The sequence below is a fragment of the Viridibacillus arvi genome (genome assembly GCF_001274945.1).
In the GTDB taxonomy this organism is placed as follows: domain Bacteria; phylum Bacillota; class Bacilli; order Bacillales_A; family Planococcaceae; genus Viridibacillus; species Viridibacillus arvi.
Genome location: NZ_LILB01000001.1, coordinates 1,532,308 through 1,549,698 on the forward strand (window position 1 = coordinate 1,532,308; position 17,391 = coordinate 1,549,698).

At 36.7% G+C, this 17,391-nt stretch carries 16 protein-coding genes; 1 reads left to right on the top strand and 15 read right to left on the bottom strand.

Features of this window, described 5'->3' with window-relative positions; genetic code table 11:
* Positions 1-85 precede the first annotated feature (85 nt).
* Positions 86-727: a TetR/AcrR family transcriptional regulator gene (locus AMD00_RS07320; RefSeq protein WP_053416379.1), complete on the top strand. Its 642-nt coding sequence runs from the start codon at positions 86-88 to the stop codon at positions 725-727.
* 144 nt (positions 728-871) lie between these two features.
* On the opposite strand, the gene recO is transcribed toward AMD00_RS07320, so the two are convergent.
* The 15 genes from recO to AMD00_RS07395 all read right to left on the bottom strand — a co-directional run bounded on the left by recO (position 872) and on the right by AMD00_RS07395 (position 17,382).
* The gene (gene recO, locus AMD00_RS07325; RefSeq protein WP_053416380.1) at positions 872-1,690 is read right to left on the bottom strand and encodes a DNA repair protein RecO; all 819 of its coding nucleotides are present in this window, start codon (positions 1,688-1,690) and stop codon (positions 872-874) included.
* A 19-nt stretch (positions 1,691-1,709) separates the two neighbouring features.
* Positions 1,710-2,621, bottom strand: a complete 912-nt coding sequence (gene era / locus AMD00_RS07330) for a GTPase Era (RefSeq protein WP_053416381.1) — start codon at positions 2,619-2,621, stop codon at positions 1,710-1,712.
* Positions 2,608-3,015 (bottom strand): cytidine deaminase, encoded by a 408-nt coding sequence (locus AMD00_RS07335; RefSeq protein WP_053416382.1) that lies wholly within the window; start codon positions 3,013-3,015, stop codon positions 2,608-2,610. Before AMD00_RS07335 ends, era begins: the two co-directional genes overlap by 14 nt.
* A 19-nt stretch (positions 3,016-3,034) precedes the next feature.
* Positions 3,035-3,388, bottom strand: a complete 354-nt coding sequence (locus AMD00_RS07340; protein ID WP_053416383.1) for a diacylglycerol kinase family protein — start codon at positions 3,386-3,388, stop codon at positions 3,035-3,037.
* Positions 3,375-3,863, bottom strand: a complete 489-nt coding sequence (gene ybeY, locus AMD00_RS07345) for an rRNA maturation RNase YbeY (RefSeq protein WP_053416384.1) — start codon at positions 3,861-3,863, stop codon at positions 3,375-3,377. Before ybeY ends, AMD00_RS07340 begins: the two co-directional genes overlap by 14 nt.
* 17 nt (positions 3,864-3,880) lie before the next feature.
* Complete coding sequence (locus AMD00_RS07350) at positions 3,881-6,010, bottom strand: HD family phosphohydrolase (protein ID WP_053416385.1); 2,130 nt, start codon at positions 6,008-6,010, stop codon at positions 3,881-3,883.
* Positions 6,011-6,201: 191 nt separating this feature from the next.
* On the bottom strand, positions 6,202-7,158 hold the full coding sequence (locus tag AMD00_RS07355; RefSeq protein WP_038187073.1) for a PhoH family protein: 957 nt from the start codon (positions 7,156-7,158) through the stop codon (positions 6,202-6,204).
* 2 nt (positions 7,159-7,160) lie between these two features.
* Positions 7,161-8,285 carry a sporulation protein YqfD gene (locus AMD00_RS07360; RefSeq protein ID WP_053416386.1) on the bottom strand — a complete coding sequence of 375 codons (1,125 nt, stop codon included), beginning with the start codon at positions 8,283-8,285 and terminating at the stop codon, positions 7,161-7,163.
* Between the two features lies 1 nt (position 8,286).
* On the bottom strand, positions 8,287-8,529 hold the full coding sequence (locus AMD00_RS07365; RefSeq protein ID WP_053416387.1) for a hypothetical protein: 243 nt from the start codon (positions 8,527-8,529) through the stop codon (positions 8,287-8,289).
* 50 nt (positions 8,530-8,579) lie between these two features.
* Entirely contained in the window at positions 8,580-9,059 is a 480-nt protein-coding gene (locus AMD00_RS07370) for a hypothetical protein (RefSeq protein WP_053416388.1), read from the bottom strand.
* Positions 9,060-9,093: 34 nt separating this feature from the next.
* Positions 9,094-10,098: a flotillin-like protein FloA gene (floA, locus tag AMD00_RS07375; protein WP_053416389.1), complete on the bottom strand. Its 1,005-nt coding sequence runs from the start codon at positions 10,096-10,098 to the stop codon at positions 9,094-9,096.
* Between the two features lie 20 nt (positions 10,099-10,118).
* On the bottom strand, positions 10,119-11,432 hold the full coding sequence (locus AMD00_RS07380; RefSeq protein ID WP_053416390.1) for an NfeD family protein: 1,314 nt from the start codon (positions 11,430-11,432) through the stop codon (positions 10,119-10,121).
* A gap of 119 nt (positions 11,433-11,551) precedes the next feature.
* Positions 11,552-13,543 (bottom strand): ABC1 kinase family protein, encoded by a 1,992-nt coding sequence (locus AMD00_RS07385; RefSeq protein WP_053416391.1) that lies wholly within the window; start codon positions 13,541-13,543, stop codon positions 11,552-11,554.
* Positions 13,544-13,673: 130 nt separating this feature from the next.
* Complete coding sequence (locus AMD00_RS07390) at positions 13,674-15,731, bottom strand: bifunctional rhamnulose-1-phosphate aldolase/short-chain dehydrogenase (RefSeq protein WP_053416392.1); 2,058 nt, start codon at positions 15,729-15,731, stop codon at positions 13,674-13,676.
* Positions 15,700-17,382, bottom strand: coding sequence for a ribulokinase (locus AMD00_RS07395; protein WP_053416393.1), 1,683 nt, complete (start codon positions 17,380-17,382; stop codon positions 15,700-15,702). Before AMD00_RS07395 ends, AMD00_RS07390 begins: the two co-directional genes overlap by 32 nt.
* Between the last annotated feature and the right edge of the window lie 9 nt (positions 17,383-17,391).

The window sequence follows — 17,391 nt, forward strand, 5'->3', positions numbered from 1 at the left end:
TCAATTTATTGGAATAAAATACTAGACTGTGGTCTAATATTAATACATAGAATTTTTATAGTCAATCGCGAATAGGAGAGAAAATATGAATAAAAGAGAGAATAAACAACTTAGAGGAGTAATAACAAGAGAAAAAATTTTAACAAAAGCATTAGAATTATTTAAAAAAAGAGGGTACAATAAAGTAACTGTTGATGAAATTATTCTAGCAAGCGAAACTTCAAAAGGTTCTTTTTATCAACATTTCCCATCTAAAGCTTCTATTTTTTTATATCAATTTTCAAAAGCGGATGAATATTATACTGAAATATCAAAAAATATTCCAAATGATCTTTCAGAATTAACAAAAATTGAGTATTTTTCTCTTGAGGTATTAGACTTTTTAGATAAAGACATGGGGAAAGAATTAATGAGAGTTATATACAGTTCAGCGATTGAATCAAATGAACATACTTTCTTCATTAATGCAAATCGACCGTTATTTAAAATAATAAGAACATATATTGAAAAAGCATTCTCCAATAATGAAATTAAAAATGGTTATTCTCTAGACGAAGTATATACTACTTTAATTCAAGGAATTATGGGTATTATCTATCATTGGGGTATAAATAATAATATCACTTCTTTAAAACAAGTCGGGCAACCATTACTTTCTGCTATAATAATAGGCTTCAAAACACCTTCTAATATAATTACTTCTACAGAAGAAAAACCTTCTTACTAATAAGCCTCTCGATTGAGTCGATTTTTCTTTTCAAAGTAAGACTTTAGCTTAGTTATCATATTACTAGTATGAATATTTTCATCTCGTAATAAAACAGGGAATAAAATTATTATTATTCAAGTAAAGCAAAAACCCACAAACTGACTAATTTTCGTCAGCTTGTGGGTTTTCTGTTTCTTCGGATGCTTCTTTTTTAGATTCGAAATTAGCTCCGAATAATTGAGGTGCTCTTTCAAGTTGCTCAATAAATGATTTTGACTTTAAGCGCATGCCTGTTTGTTCTTCATAAATCGTTGTACTAATTTTCTTTATAAACTTTTTTGTTTCTTTTTTCAGTGTCAGTTTCCCTATTTTTTCAATAGGTACACTATAAAACATTCGTATAAGTTTTAACTGGGTTGGAGTTAGGCGTATGATATACGGATCTTGGTGGAAGCATCGATGACATAGGAAGCCACCTTGCGTAAATGAAAAAGCGAATTCTCCATCAACTGCACTACAACTTGCACATTCATGCAATATTGGCTGCACACCTGTAAAAGGTAGCATTTTCCATTCCACAAACAATGCAATAGCTTCAGGGTCGTAACCTTCTTCAATGGCACGTAATGCTTGCACTAACACTTCAAAAGCATAAGGCTCCACTTTTTCCGATTCAATTAAACGATCGACAAGTTCAACTGCATAACTTGCATAAGCGGTCGCTACAATATCTTCACGAATATGACGCATCGATTCTAGAGGTTCACCTTGTTGCACAGTGCCCATACCACGTCCTTGTTGAATTAAAAAGGAACCATATGTGAATGGTTGCGTTACCGAGGCTAAACGACTAGATGGTTTTTTCGCACCGCGAGCCATTGCCGTAACCTTTCCAGCTTCTCGCGTCATAAACGTGACAATTTTATTGGTCTCGCCATATGGTTGTGTTTTTAAGACAATGCCTTCCCATTTATTCAGCAATTGTCTTCACATCCCTAACTTAATATTCGTCTTCTCTGAAACCAAAGTCACGTAATTGAGAAGATTTGTTACGCCAGTCTTTTTGTACTTTAACCCAAAGTTCTAAGTACACTTTACTGCCTAAAAGCATCTCAATGTCTTTACGTGCGCGGATTCCAACTTCTTTCAATAGGGCACCTCGTTTACCTATGACAATCCCTTTTTGTGAATCACGTTCTACAATAATTGTAGCCATTACACGAATCATATCTTTGTCTTCATCTTTTGCAATCTTATCCACTTGTACTGCGATTGAATGTGGAATCTCTTCACGTGTTAAGTGCAACACTTTTTCACGTACTAATTCAGAAATAATGAAGCGCTCAGGGTGGTCTGTTACTTGGTCAGCTGGGTAATATTGAGGTCCTTCAGGTAAATAATTTTCGATTGTTTCAAGTAAACGATCAACATTATTACCATCAAGAGCAGAAATTGGAATAATCTCAGCAAAATCATATTCAGCTTTATAATCTTCGATTGTGTGCAATAAGTTATCAGGGTGCACTTGATCAATTTTATTGATTACTAAGAAGACAGGTGTCTCATTGCCTTCAAGCATTTCTAAAATGAACTGATCTCCCTTGCCTAACTTTTGAGTTGCGTTGACCATGAACATAATGACATCAACTTCTCGTAAAGTGTTTTTAGACACTTTTAACATGAATTCTCCCAATTTATGTTTTGGTTTATGAATTCCTGGTGTATCGATGAAAACCATTTGGCTAGCATCTTGTGTTAAAACACCTTGTACTTTGTTTCGTGTTGTTTGTGGTTTATCACTCATAATGGCGATTTTCTGACCGATAACACGATTTAGAAACGTTGATTTCCCTACGTTTGGTCTACCAATAATTGAAATAAAGCCTGATTTGAATTGATTATTTTCCTGCATTCCTTAAATCCTCCGGTGTAAAGGCACCTGGTAAAAGTTCACGAACTGTTGTCTCTTGAACATCGCCTTTTAAATTTGTTAAGTAAACTGGCATATCTGGTGCGCAAAATTCAGCAATTACTTGGCGACATGCTCCACATGGTGCACATGGGCCATCTGTATCCGCAACAACAGCTAGCGCAGTAAATTCTTTTTCGCCTTCTGAAACAGCCTTGAAAATGGCAGTACGTTCTGCACAGTTCGTCATACTGTAACTTGCATTTTCAATATTGCATCCACGGTAAACTTTACCGTCTTTTGTTAATAGAGATGCACCGACTTTAAATTTTGAATAAGGGACATGGGCATTTTCGCGTCCTATTTTTGACTCTTCCATTAATTGATGTTTGTCCATTAGAATCACCTCATGTAAATTAATTCATCCACTTAGGCAAAAAGATGAGTATTCCGATTATAGCACTTGCACAAGCAAATACAAGTACGGCACCTGCAGCCAGATCTTTTGACTGTTTAGCAAGTGGGTGGATCTCTGATGTAGTGAGATCCACTACTCTCTCAATTGCCGTATTAATCATTTCAAGGGTTAGCATTATAGCAATGACAATAATAATTACTAGCCACTCCGTTTGCGACAATCCAGTGAGCAAACCAGCAATTATAGCTATAATTGCCGCTAACAAATGGAAACGGAAGTTCTGTTCTCTAAATGCATACACTATCCCTTGAAACGCATATTGAAATGATTTCAAAAATTTACTGACGTTCATTAGCATCACGGCTTAGACCGTAAGATTCAAGAATTTTATCTTGTTTGCCAAACATTACTTTTTCATCTTCAGGCACCATATGGTCATAACCTAGTAAATGTAAAAAACCATGTACAGCTAAAAAGCCTAATTCTCGTTCAAATGAATGTCCGTATTCATCTGCTTGTTCTTTTGTACGATCGATTGAAATTATAATATCGCCTAAAATACGTGGCATACCTTCAGCAATAATCTTCACTTCGCCTTCTCCCATTTCTTCTAGGGCAAAGGAAATGACATCTGTTGGTGCATCTTTTTGGCGATATTGACGGTTAATTTCATGAATCGCTTCATTCGTTACAAACGTCACAGATAATTCTGTTCCATCTTCAATATTTTCAACTGTCGCAGCGTGTTGTAGTAATTTTTCTACTAGCTCGATATCAGAATCCTTTACTTTTGATGTTTCATCTAAAAAATCAATGTTTAAACTCATATAGTTGCCTCCTAGGCTTATTTTGGCTTCGGATATTCGATACGTGAATGGAAGATACCATTTAGCGTTTCACAAAAAACTGCTTCAATCTTTTTTAATTCCCGGACGGAAAGATCGCATTCATCAAATTGTCCATCCTGTAATTTGTCTTGTGCAATGGCATGAACCAGCTTTTGAATTTTCTCAGCAGTTGGTTCTTTCATTGAACGAACAGCAGCCTCTACACTGTCCGCTACACTTATTATAGCAACTTCTTTCGTTTGTGGCTTCGGTCCAGGGTAACGATAATTAGATTCAATTACGGCTGGATTTTTTTCCTTCTCTTTATAATAAAAGAATTTCAAAAGACTTGTCCCATGATGTTGTCTTGCAATGTCTATAATTTCTTTGGGCATTTTATGAGCTTCTAGCATCTTAGCCCCATCTTCAGCATGCGCGATAATAATATCTCTACTCGTTTCTGCTGGCAAGCTATCATGAGGATTGATCGCTCCCATTTGATTTTCAACAAAGAATCCCGGCCGTTTTGTCTTTCCAATATCATGATAATAGCAACCTACTCTTGCAAGCAAGCCATCCGCTCCAATAGCTTCACAGGCAGCATCAGCTAGGTTTGCTACCATTACACTGTGATGATAAGTACCAGGTGTTTCTACTAAAATCTTCTTTAATAAAGGATGATTTGGACTTGATAATTCTATTAATCTAAAGGATGAAAGAATTCCAAAAGCCGATTCGATAAACGGTAATAACCCTAATGTAAGTGCACCTGACAATAATGCTGAAACGATGGAAGCGACTAAATAATACGCTAGTTCCGTCATACCATATGTAGATTGTGTTAATAGTAAATAAAACCCTATGAAAGTCGCATTTACTAAGGCAATACCCATACTTGTTTGTAAAATACGTGAACGTTTTTCAATTCCTTTACTGAAAAACAAGCTACTTAATCCACCAAAGATAATATATAAAGATACTTCCATTTGAATGACAGTAGCGTAACCCTCTTGGAAAATAACACCTGCTGCTACCCCAGTCATAATTGTTATAATAATTGCGATACGCTCATTAACTAGTAATCTAATAAGCATTGGTGCCATCGCAACAGGGTAAAGAAACCCTATCATCACTTCAAACTCATTTTTAATGAGACTCAGTAATTCCATCACGATAATGGAAAGTAAATATATTATTACTGTAATGATTAAATCACGGACTTTGATCATTTTATCCGCTTTCCAATTACTGAAAATTGCATAGAAGAATGCCATTTGTAAAGTGATGAGTAAGAATAAGCCCATTATAGGTTTAGTGGAAGTATGATCAGCAAGCATCCCTGTTAATTCTAATTCTCGGTACACATCACGATCGATTACTTGTCCTTCTTGTACAATAATTTGCCCTTGTAAAATGCGTGTTGGATCCACATTAGCCTTAGCTTGTTCAATTTGTTCTTTTGTTAAATCTGGATTTTCAGTTTCCGTTTCTGTAATAGAGAAACGTCCAATTGATATAAGTGTTGCACGAATATCTTCTGGAAATTCAGGTTTTTCTCGAATTTCTTTATCAATTTTCGCCTTGACCTCTGCTACATGATCAGTTCGAATAGGTTCAGACAACTGCTTTTTCACAAGTTCCGTTAACTCATCACGCGTTAGTCGTAAAGAGTCATTATCTTGTTCTAGTAATGCTGTCAATTCTTGATCAGTAAATCTAAGTCCTTGACCATCTGTTTTTAATGCGTTTAATTTTTCTCGTAGTTCTGCTACACGATCTTGCATAACAGCTTCTTTTTCTTTTTTAGTTTTTCCTTCTTCAATAGACGTTTTCACTTCTAAAACATAGTCAAAAATGGACTTAATCATTGATGCACGATTTTTAGCAATCTCTTCAGAATAATGAAAGACAGGCTTTACACTGCTAGCAGCTTGCTCTCTATCTTCCTCAGTTTTTACTGTGTCCTCTACTGTCTTCATCGAACGTATCGTATCCGGCGATAATTGAAATAGTTTTAAGTCGAAATGTTCGCCCCTCACATTCCCAAGCATCAGTGAAAATTGCAAAATGCCCGTGACAGTTAATATGACGGCAAGTAATACCGGAAAACGAAAGTACTGTATTAGCTTTTTTAAAAAAGCATCCATACAGACACCTCCTATCTATAGACTATCATATCAACAATTGACATTTTTTTCACAATAAATATAACGGATTTCGATATAAATAATATTAAGTATATAAATAATTAATAAAATCAACACAAAATCGACACGAAAACATTTATATAAAAATAAAACGCAACACCCATATAATGAGTATTGCGTCATCTAATACACTATTGCTCTTCTTCATAAGCTTGTATGATTTTTGCTACAAGTGGATGACGAACTACATCCGCTTGTTCAAGAATTTGAAAATGGATATCCTTCACATTTTGTAAAGTTTGTTCAGCATTTGTTAACCCTGATATTGCACCTTTCGGTAAGTCAATTTGAGTTTTATCGCCTGTAATAACCATTTTCGAACCAAAACCAAGACGTGTTAAAAACATCTTCATTTGTGCTTTAGTTGTATTTTGAGCCTCGTCTAATATAACAAAGGCATCATCTAACGTACGTCCACGCATATAGGCAAGTGGCGCAATTTCAATCGTGCCTCGATCAATTAGTCGTGTCGTTTGTTCAGCGCCCAAAATATCATGCAGTGCATCATATAAAGGCCGTAAATACGGGTCGACCTTTTCCTTTAAATCTCCTGGTAAGAAACCTAAACTTTCTCCAGCTTCTACTGCAGGACGTGTTAAAATAATTCGTTTCACATTGCCGTTTTTTAGTGCTTGTGTTGCCATTACTACAGCTAAATACGTTTTCCCAGTTCCTGCAGGCCCAATACAAAAAGTTAAATCGCGGTGTCTAATAGCTTGAATATATTCGCGTTGACCTATCGTTTTGGCCCGAATCATTTTACCTTTTGTATTTCGGGCTATTACTTCATCATAGAGTTCTGCAAAATACTCAATTGTACCGTTTTTAGCCATTTCAACGGCTGTAGCAACATCGCGTTGATTGATATTGATTCCCTTACGAATAACTTTTAATAATTGTTCTAATAATTTCGTTGCATCGTCTTTTTGGCTTTCATTACCGACAATATGAATTGTTTCGCCACGCGTAATGATTTGCACATTAAAAGCCGTTTCAATCAATTTCATATTTACATCTGATATACCTAAAAGCATTACCGCTTCGTTAGGATCTTGCACGTTTAATTGGGTTGGTTGTTGTTCTAGCATGCTCAATCTCCTTGATAAATCGCTTGTTTAACTGCAATGTTTTCATTTACCAAAAACAATACTTTCCCTTTTACTGTATCATTATCAATAGCAACCTGCAAAAGTTTTTCCCTCTTCATAACTGTTTTAGGTGGCAATTCATTGACATATTTTTGATGGAGTAGTGGTAACAGTACCTTTTCAACCGATTGCTCATCTAAAATAAGCTCTCTTGTTATACCTTGCTGTGTGACAGATAAGTCAACATACTTGGCTAACCATTTAGGTAGTTTTACTGTTTGCCAGTCACCGTCCTTTTTTTTCTTATCCTTTTTCCACTTCAACTCATAATGTCGTTCTCCTGGTACCTCATATTCAACCTTTTTTGGTAGCGAAAACGACGCCTCAATCCAGTAGTCCGCAAATACCTCTCCTTCAGCCCCGTAGACGATTTCTTTCTCACCTTGTTTCAATATACCGGTGACGAGCAAATCACCCGTATAAACGGCCTTATTTTCCTCTACAACGCGTTCACCTTTCGTTAAATTAAAATGCGTTATAACACCACTCTTTTTAGCTATTAAGTGGCTCGGTTGTTCTTTTTTTTCAATTTCAGTATCTAGCTTAGGCGAAGGGATTGGTGAAAAGGTGAGATGACTTCCTTGCTGATTAATATGCACCCAAGATAATTCTCGCTGATCTTGTAAAATTTGCTGTCTAATCACTGTTTCATCAGGTAACTTACGCTTTAAAAATGGCGGTGATATTTGCAATATATATAAACTCTTTTGCAGCTCTTCCTCCTGCTCTGGAGTGGATGCATCGATATCGACAGACCAAATAAATTGTGAAGCGCATAGTGGGACGAGAAATAGCAATAATAAACCTATATGCACAATCCACTCATTACGTAAAATAACTTCCTCGTCTAGCCAGTCTATTGTAATTCTCATATGATGTTTACGTCTGAGTTTACGAATCATCGGTAAATGTTTACGAGTTGTTTGGAATGTTACATAATTTTTTGTCGTTTTCACTTTCTTAAGAGGAATGTTCGCCTTTGCTAATGCCCTTAAAAATCCAGGTAGGCGATCATTTAGCGCCACTTCTAACTCCAGTTTACGATTATTCCATCCATGCCTTTGCAAGTTAACTCTCCTGCCATTTTTCTATTGTCATTTTTTCTAATTGATTCAATTTCAAAGCTACCAGCTCGTCCTTTAGCACTTGGATTTGCAGCTCTTTCGCTTCGATTTGAATGATAAACTCTTCGTGCAAAAATTCCACTTGTCTTTCAGAAATCTTTTGAATTGTAATTTTCCCTCTTAACTGGATCGTTTGGAAGTTTTCAATTTCGATAAGAGGCAATAGCTGAAATAGCCGTTTCGACATACAAAAACCCCCTTCTCTATAGCATATGCAAAGAGAGCGGGGGTCATGAATTAGCGTTTCGATTTTGGTGGCCCTAATATTTCAGCCATTATAATTGATTGAGCTAATTGATTTTTTGTTTGTGGAAAATTAAACGTTTTATTATCAGTTTGTTTCACTTTTTTCTGAATTTCTGCTCCGCGAGACATGGCAGGACGGGTCGATCTTGAGCTTTCAAAACTACGTGTTCCCTCTGACAGACTGCTTTGTTCCAGAATAGGTGCAACTTTTTTTTCGATAATTTCTTTCGCTTTTTCAACTTCTGCTTTCGGTTGTTCACCAAATTTGCTTTCAAGATCACGGAAAACTTCTTTCGCGTAATCTTCTAAACTACGCGTTTGACCTGTTCTTTGTGACATTGGTTTACGGTGTTCTGAATTTTGCGGTTTTTGAACAGGCGCCTTATTTGGTGCTTGCTTATCCTCTGACTTTTTGCCCTTTAAAAAAGCACTTATGATAGCGGATACTATGACCAGGATGATTGCTTCCAATGGAAGTGCCTCCCTCCTAAAGGTTGACGATTACTTATTGATTGTCATTGGTGTTATCATGTGAGTCTTGATTAATTTTACTAATTGAATCACGCATGCTAGTATCAGCCTGCACGTTTTTGTAGTTCATATAATCCATAATACCAATATTACCGGTACGAAGTGCTTCTGCCATAGCTAAAGGAACTTCAGCTTCTGCTTCTACTACTTTCGCTTTCATTTCTTGCACTTTTGCAACCATTTCTTGTTCGTTGGCTACAGCCATTGCACGACGTTCTTCAGCTTTTGCTTGTGCAATATTTTTGTCAGCTTGCGCTTGCTCAATTTGAAGTTCTGCACCAATATTTTTGCCGACATCAACGTCCGCAATATCAATCGATAGAATTTCAAACGCCGTACCAGAGTCTAACCCTTTTGATAATACTGTTTGAGAAATTGAATCTGGATTTTCTAATACTGTTGAATGATTTTTAGAGCTACCGATTGTACTAACAATACCTTCACCTACACGGGCAACGATTGTTTCTTCACCGGCACCACCAACTAGACGTTCAATATTAGCACGAACTGTAATACGCGCTTTCGCTTTAACTTCAATACCATTCATTGCTACACCCGCGATAAATGGTGTTTCAATTACTTTCGGATTAACCGACATTTGAACAGCTTCTAACACGTCACGACCCGCAAGATCGATTGCTGCACAGCGTTCAAAAGTTAACTCGATATTCGCACGATGAGCTGCGATTAACGCATTGACAACACGGTCTACGTTACCACCTGCAAGATAATGACTTTCTAATTGATTAATCGTTACTGGTAATCCTGCTTTATGTGCTTTAATTAATGGATTGACGATACGTGATGGAATAACTCGACGTAAACGCATACCAATTAATGTGAAAATACTAACTCTAACCCCAGCTGCTAATGCAGAAATCCACAATGCCACAGGGACAAATGTAAATAGAACTGCTAATGCTATAAATACGACTACAATAGCAATAATAGCTGTAATTGCACTACCTGTTAATGCCATTTAAAACATCCTCCTTTAGTTTAGAGTACCTCTCTTACAACGATACGAGGCCCTTCAACTTTAATAATTATAACCGTTTTTCTTGCATCAATGTAACCGCCTTCAGAGACGACATCGATTCTTTCACCATCTAGCATAATCGCGCCAGCAGGTCTTAGAGGTGTTGAAGTTATAGCCTCTTTTCCAAGAAGCTCTAGACGATTCTTATTTGATACATAACCACTCTCTGTATCTGTAGCGTCTTTTAACACCATTTTGTTGAGCAAAGTCATTTTTTTACCGAAAAATTTCATTATAATCACCATTCCTATTACTGCTACTAACAGAGCCGTAAGAATTGAATAAGCCATGTAGGTCACATTAGCACCAGCTAATAATAGACTTAAAACAATTGCGCCAAATCCAATAATACCACTAATACCACCAGGCAAGAAAAACTCAGCCACTACTAGTATAATCCCCACAATCACTAATATGATGGATTCATATCCTGCAAATCCAGCAACTAGATGACCAAAGAAAAATAGAATGATGGCTATTATACTCATAGTTCCCGCTACACCAAAGCCAGGTGAATATAACTCTATTACTAATCCTAAACTAGCGATTGATAAAAGTATAGGGACAATAATGGGATTAGTAATAAACCGTGCGATTTGCTCTGCAAAGGATTCATTTACATTCACAATTTCCGCACCATCTAAATCTGTCTTCTCAAGAAGTTCTTGAAACGATGAAACAGTCCCTTCAGAATATCCAACTTTTAACGCTTCATTAGCAGTTAGTGTTAGTAAATTCCCTTCTGCCGCTCTAAATTCCGGTAAGGAATAGGATAAATCCGCCATTGCTAGTGCATATTTAGGATTGCGATTTGAGGTTTCTGCCGCTGCTTGCATTTGCGCTAGCCACGCACTGTTGGCTTTTTGACCGGCCATATTACCATCAGAATCAATAACTGCTGCAGCCCCTATTGTACCATTAGGCACCATATAAATTTCATCGGCATGCAATGCTATAAATGCGCCTGCTGAATGGGCATCTTTATTTATAAATGCAATTGTTCTAACTGGTGTTTCATCCATGAGCTTTGCAATATCGCCCGCTGCATTGACAAAACCACCTGGCGTATGAATATCTAAAACAATTGCCTTGGCACCACTTTCTTCAGCTTCTTTAAAAGCTCTTTGTAAGAAAGCATATAAGCCTTTCTCAACTTCTTTTTCCACTGGCACATGATACACTTCTGTTTTGGCGAAAACAGAAGCTAGTGGTAAAAGTAGCATGAATGACATGAGCATCAAAAATAACAAGCTAACCTTTTTAGATTGCTGCAACTTCACCCCACCTTTCTACTATGAAGTATGCCTAATTAATCTACGGTTGAACTACTAAAAGGTTTCAAATTTTTTTAATTTAATATCCATCTTCAAATTGAAGGTGGATAACTTAATTCTTATGATGCGCGCTTTGAATTTCTAATTGCTTGAACAGACAATCTAACAAGTAACACTGCACTTAAAAATAAACCTAAAAAAGACACTGTATTTAAATAAACTGCATACGCAGTATTTATAAATTGTGAAATGGCTAAAAGAGCAACTGAAATAATCCCAAACGTAATGCCGACCATTAATAAGATAAAAAGTGAAAACCATTGCGAGATAAACAAAGTGTTCTCCTTACCAGAGAACATATCTAACTTGACCTTCATTTCACCTTTTTCTAATCTTGTTGTAATATGGTCAATTTTTTTAGGCATCTGTTTGAGCATTGGCAACATCATAATCAGCTCTTGTTGTAAATGGCTTTTTATCTCTGTAGGACTTGAAAGCGTCACAAAGGATCTTTTATTCTTTGCTGTAAAACGCTTTGCTTCTGAGAATAAATCAAAAGTAGGATCTACACCATTAAGTGTACCTTCTAAAGTGATTAACGCTCGTAATGCTACACCTACCATTGGATAAAGCTTCAACTCATAATGCTGAATAATGGTAAATAGCGTTTGTACAAGTTCCTCAGTTGATACTTTATCTAAATATTGTAATTGAATGAGTAGCTGGCTTAATGCATGTAATAATCCCTCTTCATCCATTTCGTTCTTATCAACAAGTAAATTCTTCAAACCTTCTAACACAATTTCTGGATCATTCCGCTCTATACCAATAAATAGCGTCCTTAATCCCTTTTGTTGCATCGGTCCTAGTCTACCGACCGCTCCAAAATCTAAAAACGCTGCCTTACTATTATTCATGACAAATATATTTCCTGGATGAGGATCTGCATGAAATACTCCTGCTACAAGCAGCTGCTCTAAAAAGCTATCGTAAATTGAACTAAGTAATTCATGCATTTTATCATTTGTTTCTTCAAAATTTTGTTCATAGTTATATATACTTACACCATGTATGTACTCCAAGACGAGTAAATACTCGTTGCTATATTCTTTATAAACATGTGGAATTTTAACTTTGTTTTTGCTTTTAGAGAGTGCATTCGAAACTTGTTCCATATTGCGAACTTCCATTTCGAAATTAATCTCTTCAAGTAAGCTATTAGCAAAGCCAGTCGCCAGCTGATGAAAACCCAAATTCTCAGCCCAAGTTGACTCTTCAACTAGCCAATTTGAAAAGTGCAATAAAATATCTAAGTCTTTTTGCATAACCGAAGTAATATTAGGTCTTAATAATTTTACGACAACCTCTTTGCCATTCTCTCTCAAGACAGCCTTATGTACTTGCCCTATGGAACCTGAAGCAATAGGCTGCATATTAAAACTCCGAAATACTTCAGACATCGGCTTTGTTAAATCTTGTTCCAGCCTCTTTTCTACTTGTTCAGCTGTCATTGGTTTAACGTTTTGCTGTAACGTAGATAACTCTTCTATAAATACAGCAGGAAAAATATCTTTGCGTGCTGATAACACCTGACCGAATTTAATAAAAATACCACCGCATTCTTCTAGCATATTACGCAGTGCTATAGCTAAATAACGATCATTTTCGTACGTACGCTTATACTTAAGCGCCTTACCAATACCATGTTTAAAAGCTATTTGAAATACTTCAACGAGCCTCTTTTGTCTATGAAATTTGCTACGAAATCTTGTGACGATATTTTTTTGCCCTGTTAATCTTTCACCCTTCGCTCCTAGTTGAATAGGGTCAAAAAGTTCTAAGATTAAATAAAATAACATTGCGATTAATAACATGCTGCCAATCCACACCAGTGTACTGACATTTGTTACTGCCTGCATCATGTCTTCATTTTTATACTCGGTATGACGTAAATACGAATACCAATAAACAAACGTTGTAAAAGTTAAACTAAATACTGCTGATAAAATCCGCTTCATAAAATTCAATTTCGTACCGATCAAACGACCACTGACAAAATAGATAATTAAACCAACTATTAAGAGTTGTAATGCAGTCCAAATATAATGCATAACTTCACCTACATATCTTGTATGATGTCTATAATTAAATCACAAATCGCCTCACGATTGCTTGTAAAGCATATTAAAAAAATTTAAAAGCTAGCACATTCTTTTTATGAATGAACTAGCTTTTATTTTATTATCTAGTGAATGCTGCAGCTACTCCCCCATCAACAGTAACCATACATCCTGTTGTTTTTGCCGCTTTCTTCGATGCGAAAAAGGCAATTGCTTCAGCAATATCGATTGGATATATATTTTCTTTTAATACTGTGCGATCTTTATAATGATTTTCTAGCTCATCTGGATGAATGTTGTACGCCGCTGCACGTTCCTCACGCCACTTCGATCCCCAAATTGCAGATCCTTGCAGAACAGCATCTGGTAATACTGAATTAGCACGAATACCAAAGTCCCCACCCTCTGCCGCTATACAGCGAGCTAAATGCACTTCTAACGCTTTTACTGAACTATACGCTGAAACGTTTTTTCCAGCATAGACTGAGTTTTTAGAGCCAATAAAAATCATACTGCCCCCTAGTAACTGTTTTTTCATTATTGTAAACGCCTCTCGGGAGACTAAGAAATATCCCGTTCCTAGTACATTCATATTAAGGTTCCATTCTTGTAAAGTTGTTTCCTCTAATGGACTAGAAGTTGCTAATCCAGCATTATTCACAAGAATGTCTACGCCTCCATACTTCAAAACAGTTTGTTCGAAAGCTTCTTTGATTTGCGCTTCGTCCGTAACATCCATCACTACCGAAAACGCACGTCCTTCCCCGTATTTCTGATTCAATTCGGCGGCCACTTTCTCAGCGCCTTCTTTATTTAAATCAGCAATTACGATATGTGCGCCTTGAGAGGCAAGTAATCGGCATGTAGCACTACCAATACCCCCTGCTCCTCCTGTAATTAAGGCCACATGTCTTGAAAACTCGGCTTCCGATGGTGCTAAACTCAGTTTATAAAGTTCTAATGGCCAATACTCAACTGCAAATGACTCTTCATCTGATAGCGAAGTAAATCCACCAATAGCATCTGCCCCTTTCATCACTGAAATGGCACGATGATACAGAGCCTGGCTTAACTCGGCAGCTTGTATATCTTTCCCTGTTGTAATCATCCCAAGCCCACGAATCAAAATAACTCTTGGAGAAGGATTAAACATTTTATCATCATCATTTGCAAAGCGGTTAAAATATGCCTCATATTCAGATTGATAAGCCGTAATTTTTTCTTGAATTACCTTCTCTAAAGTATCTTCATTACCATTCCATTCAATAAATAACGGTACACGCTTCGTATGTACTAAATGGTCTGGGCAAGCTGCTCCTACACTAGATAAAGTTTCAATTTTCCGACTATTAATAAAAGTAAGGACCTCTTCAGATTGATCGATGCTTGTAATCACTTTTTCATATTTTGAAGCTACTCCACGTACACCAGGTAAAACCTTGCTTAATAATCGCTGTCTAGTTTCCGCTTCTATAGGCAATATAAGCTGCCCTCCAAATGGCTCCTGTGTGGCAGCAATTGAATCGATATAAGCTTCTGCTTTATTAATCACATCAATTGTTCTTGTATAGCTTTCTTCCGCGGTATTTCCCCATACAACTAAACCATGCTTTTCCATTAAAACAAGTTCGGCATTTGGGTTGTTTTGCACGCCTTCAGCAATTATTTTAGACAACAAAAATCCTGGTCTTAAATAAGGAACCCAAACAAAGCTATCTCCAAATATTTTTTTGGCTATCTCTTTACCATTCGGAGCACAGCATATGCTAATGATTGCATCTGGATGTGTATGGTCAATGTGCTTATATGGTAAAAAGGCATGTAAGAGTGTTTCAATAGAAGGTCTTGGCTGCTTTTTAGACAGCATACAATGCTCTAAGTACGCGACCATTTCTTCATCTGTCATTGCATCACGTTCTATTAGTTGTTGCATATCCGAAAGTTTTAAAGCTGTGAAGTTATGGTCACCCATAGTCGCTAGGTCAGACCCACTCCCTTTTACCCACATGACTTCTACTTCCTCGCCTTTAAAATCTTTTGCCGTTGTTTTAAAGGAAGTATTTCCTCCACCCCAGTTACATACTCGTCGATCGCTTCCTAATAAATTGGAGCGGTATGTTAATTCCTCAACCTTATTGACAGCAGGTCTATTTAATTGATTCCATAAATTTTGCACCATTATTCATTTCCCTCCCAGTCTTTAATTTGTGTAAAGTTAAAAGATCCCCATTGCTGCTAAAATAATGGCTAAGGTTTCTATATATGCCATATAGTTTGTTGTAGATCTCTTCATTTTTTTTATTCGGTGAATATTGTATATAATCTTTAAAACCTATCTTTTGAATTGCACTATTTAGAGCATATTTTTCATCAGCTTTGTCACGGGCTGCTGCTGCACCTAAAATGGCCGCTCCTAGAGCAGGTATTTGGTGATGATCAACAACTAAGATTTCCTTTTGTAAGACATCTGCATATATTTGCATAAGAAATGGATTCTTTTTTGGAATCCCACCAGTTACGACTATTTGATGAATATCTATATTTTTTTCTTCAAATAAATCGACAATCACTTTTGTACCAAAAGCTGTTGCTTCAAGTAAGGTACGGTATTTCTCATGAGCTTCTGTTTGTAATGTTTCACCCACGAATACACCCGAAAAATTTGAATTAACATACGGAGTACGATTTCCATTATGCCAATCAAGTGCTACCATCCCTGTTGCGCCTGCCTCGAGGGCTTCAGCCTTTGCGTTTAACAGTTGAAAAAGAGTTAGATTTCGCTCTTTCGATTCCTGAGTATAATATGCTGGTACTTGGTGTTTTATAAAACTCGCAAAAATATCACCAACTGCTACTTGCCCTGCCTCATATGCATATAAACCAGGAAGAATACCATCTTCCACAACTCCTGAGATACCTGGTATAGAAATCTCTTGTTCACTTAATAGTAGATGGCAACTTGATGTCCCCATTACTATTTGGAGTATTCCAGGTTTATAGATGCCAGCACCAGGGACTGCCGCATGCGCATCTATAATACTTGCGCCAACAGTTGTATGTTCTGAAAGACCAAGTAAATTAGCAAAATAAGGTGTTAACGTTCCTGCAGGGCTACCTACCGGGATAACTTCTCCTCTTAGTTGAAGTGTATAGACGTCTGCTAAGCTCGGATGTATAGATTGAAGTATCTCTTTATCTAAATGCCCATCTTTTTTTTGCCAAAGTCCTTTATAACCTGCAGAACATGTACTTCTAGATACGTTCCCCGTTAATAGTGAAACAATCCAATCTCCAGCTTCTAAAAAATAATCCATCTTCTCAAAAAGTGAAGGCGTATCATTTAAAATTTCCAACAACTTTGGCATTAACCACTCAGAAGAAATGACGCCTCCATATTTTTCAAGATACGGATGGTCTGCCAACTTCTCAGTTATAAACTGTGCCTCTTTCTCCGCACTATGACTCTTCCACAACTTAGCATAAGCATGTGGTTGATCAGCATACAACTCCTTGCTACATAATGGAGATAATTGCTGATCCACTGGTAAACAAGTACAGCTCGTAAAAGCGACGCCCATTCCTTTAATATAGTTAGGATCCACTTTCGTTTCTTCCAATAAACTCCGAACAGTAGTTGTTAATACTTCTACATAGTCATTCGGATTTTGTAACACCATATTCGCTTTAAGGAGTTTGCCATTTAATGATTTTGTCAAAACCCCATGTGGGTAAGACATTTCAGCTACTTTAATAATGGCTCCATTTTCAATATCCACTAAGACGGCTCTACCAGATTCCGAACCAAAATCTATGCCAATTACATAGTTCATCTTTAGCTC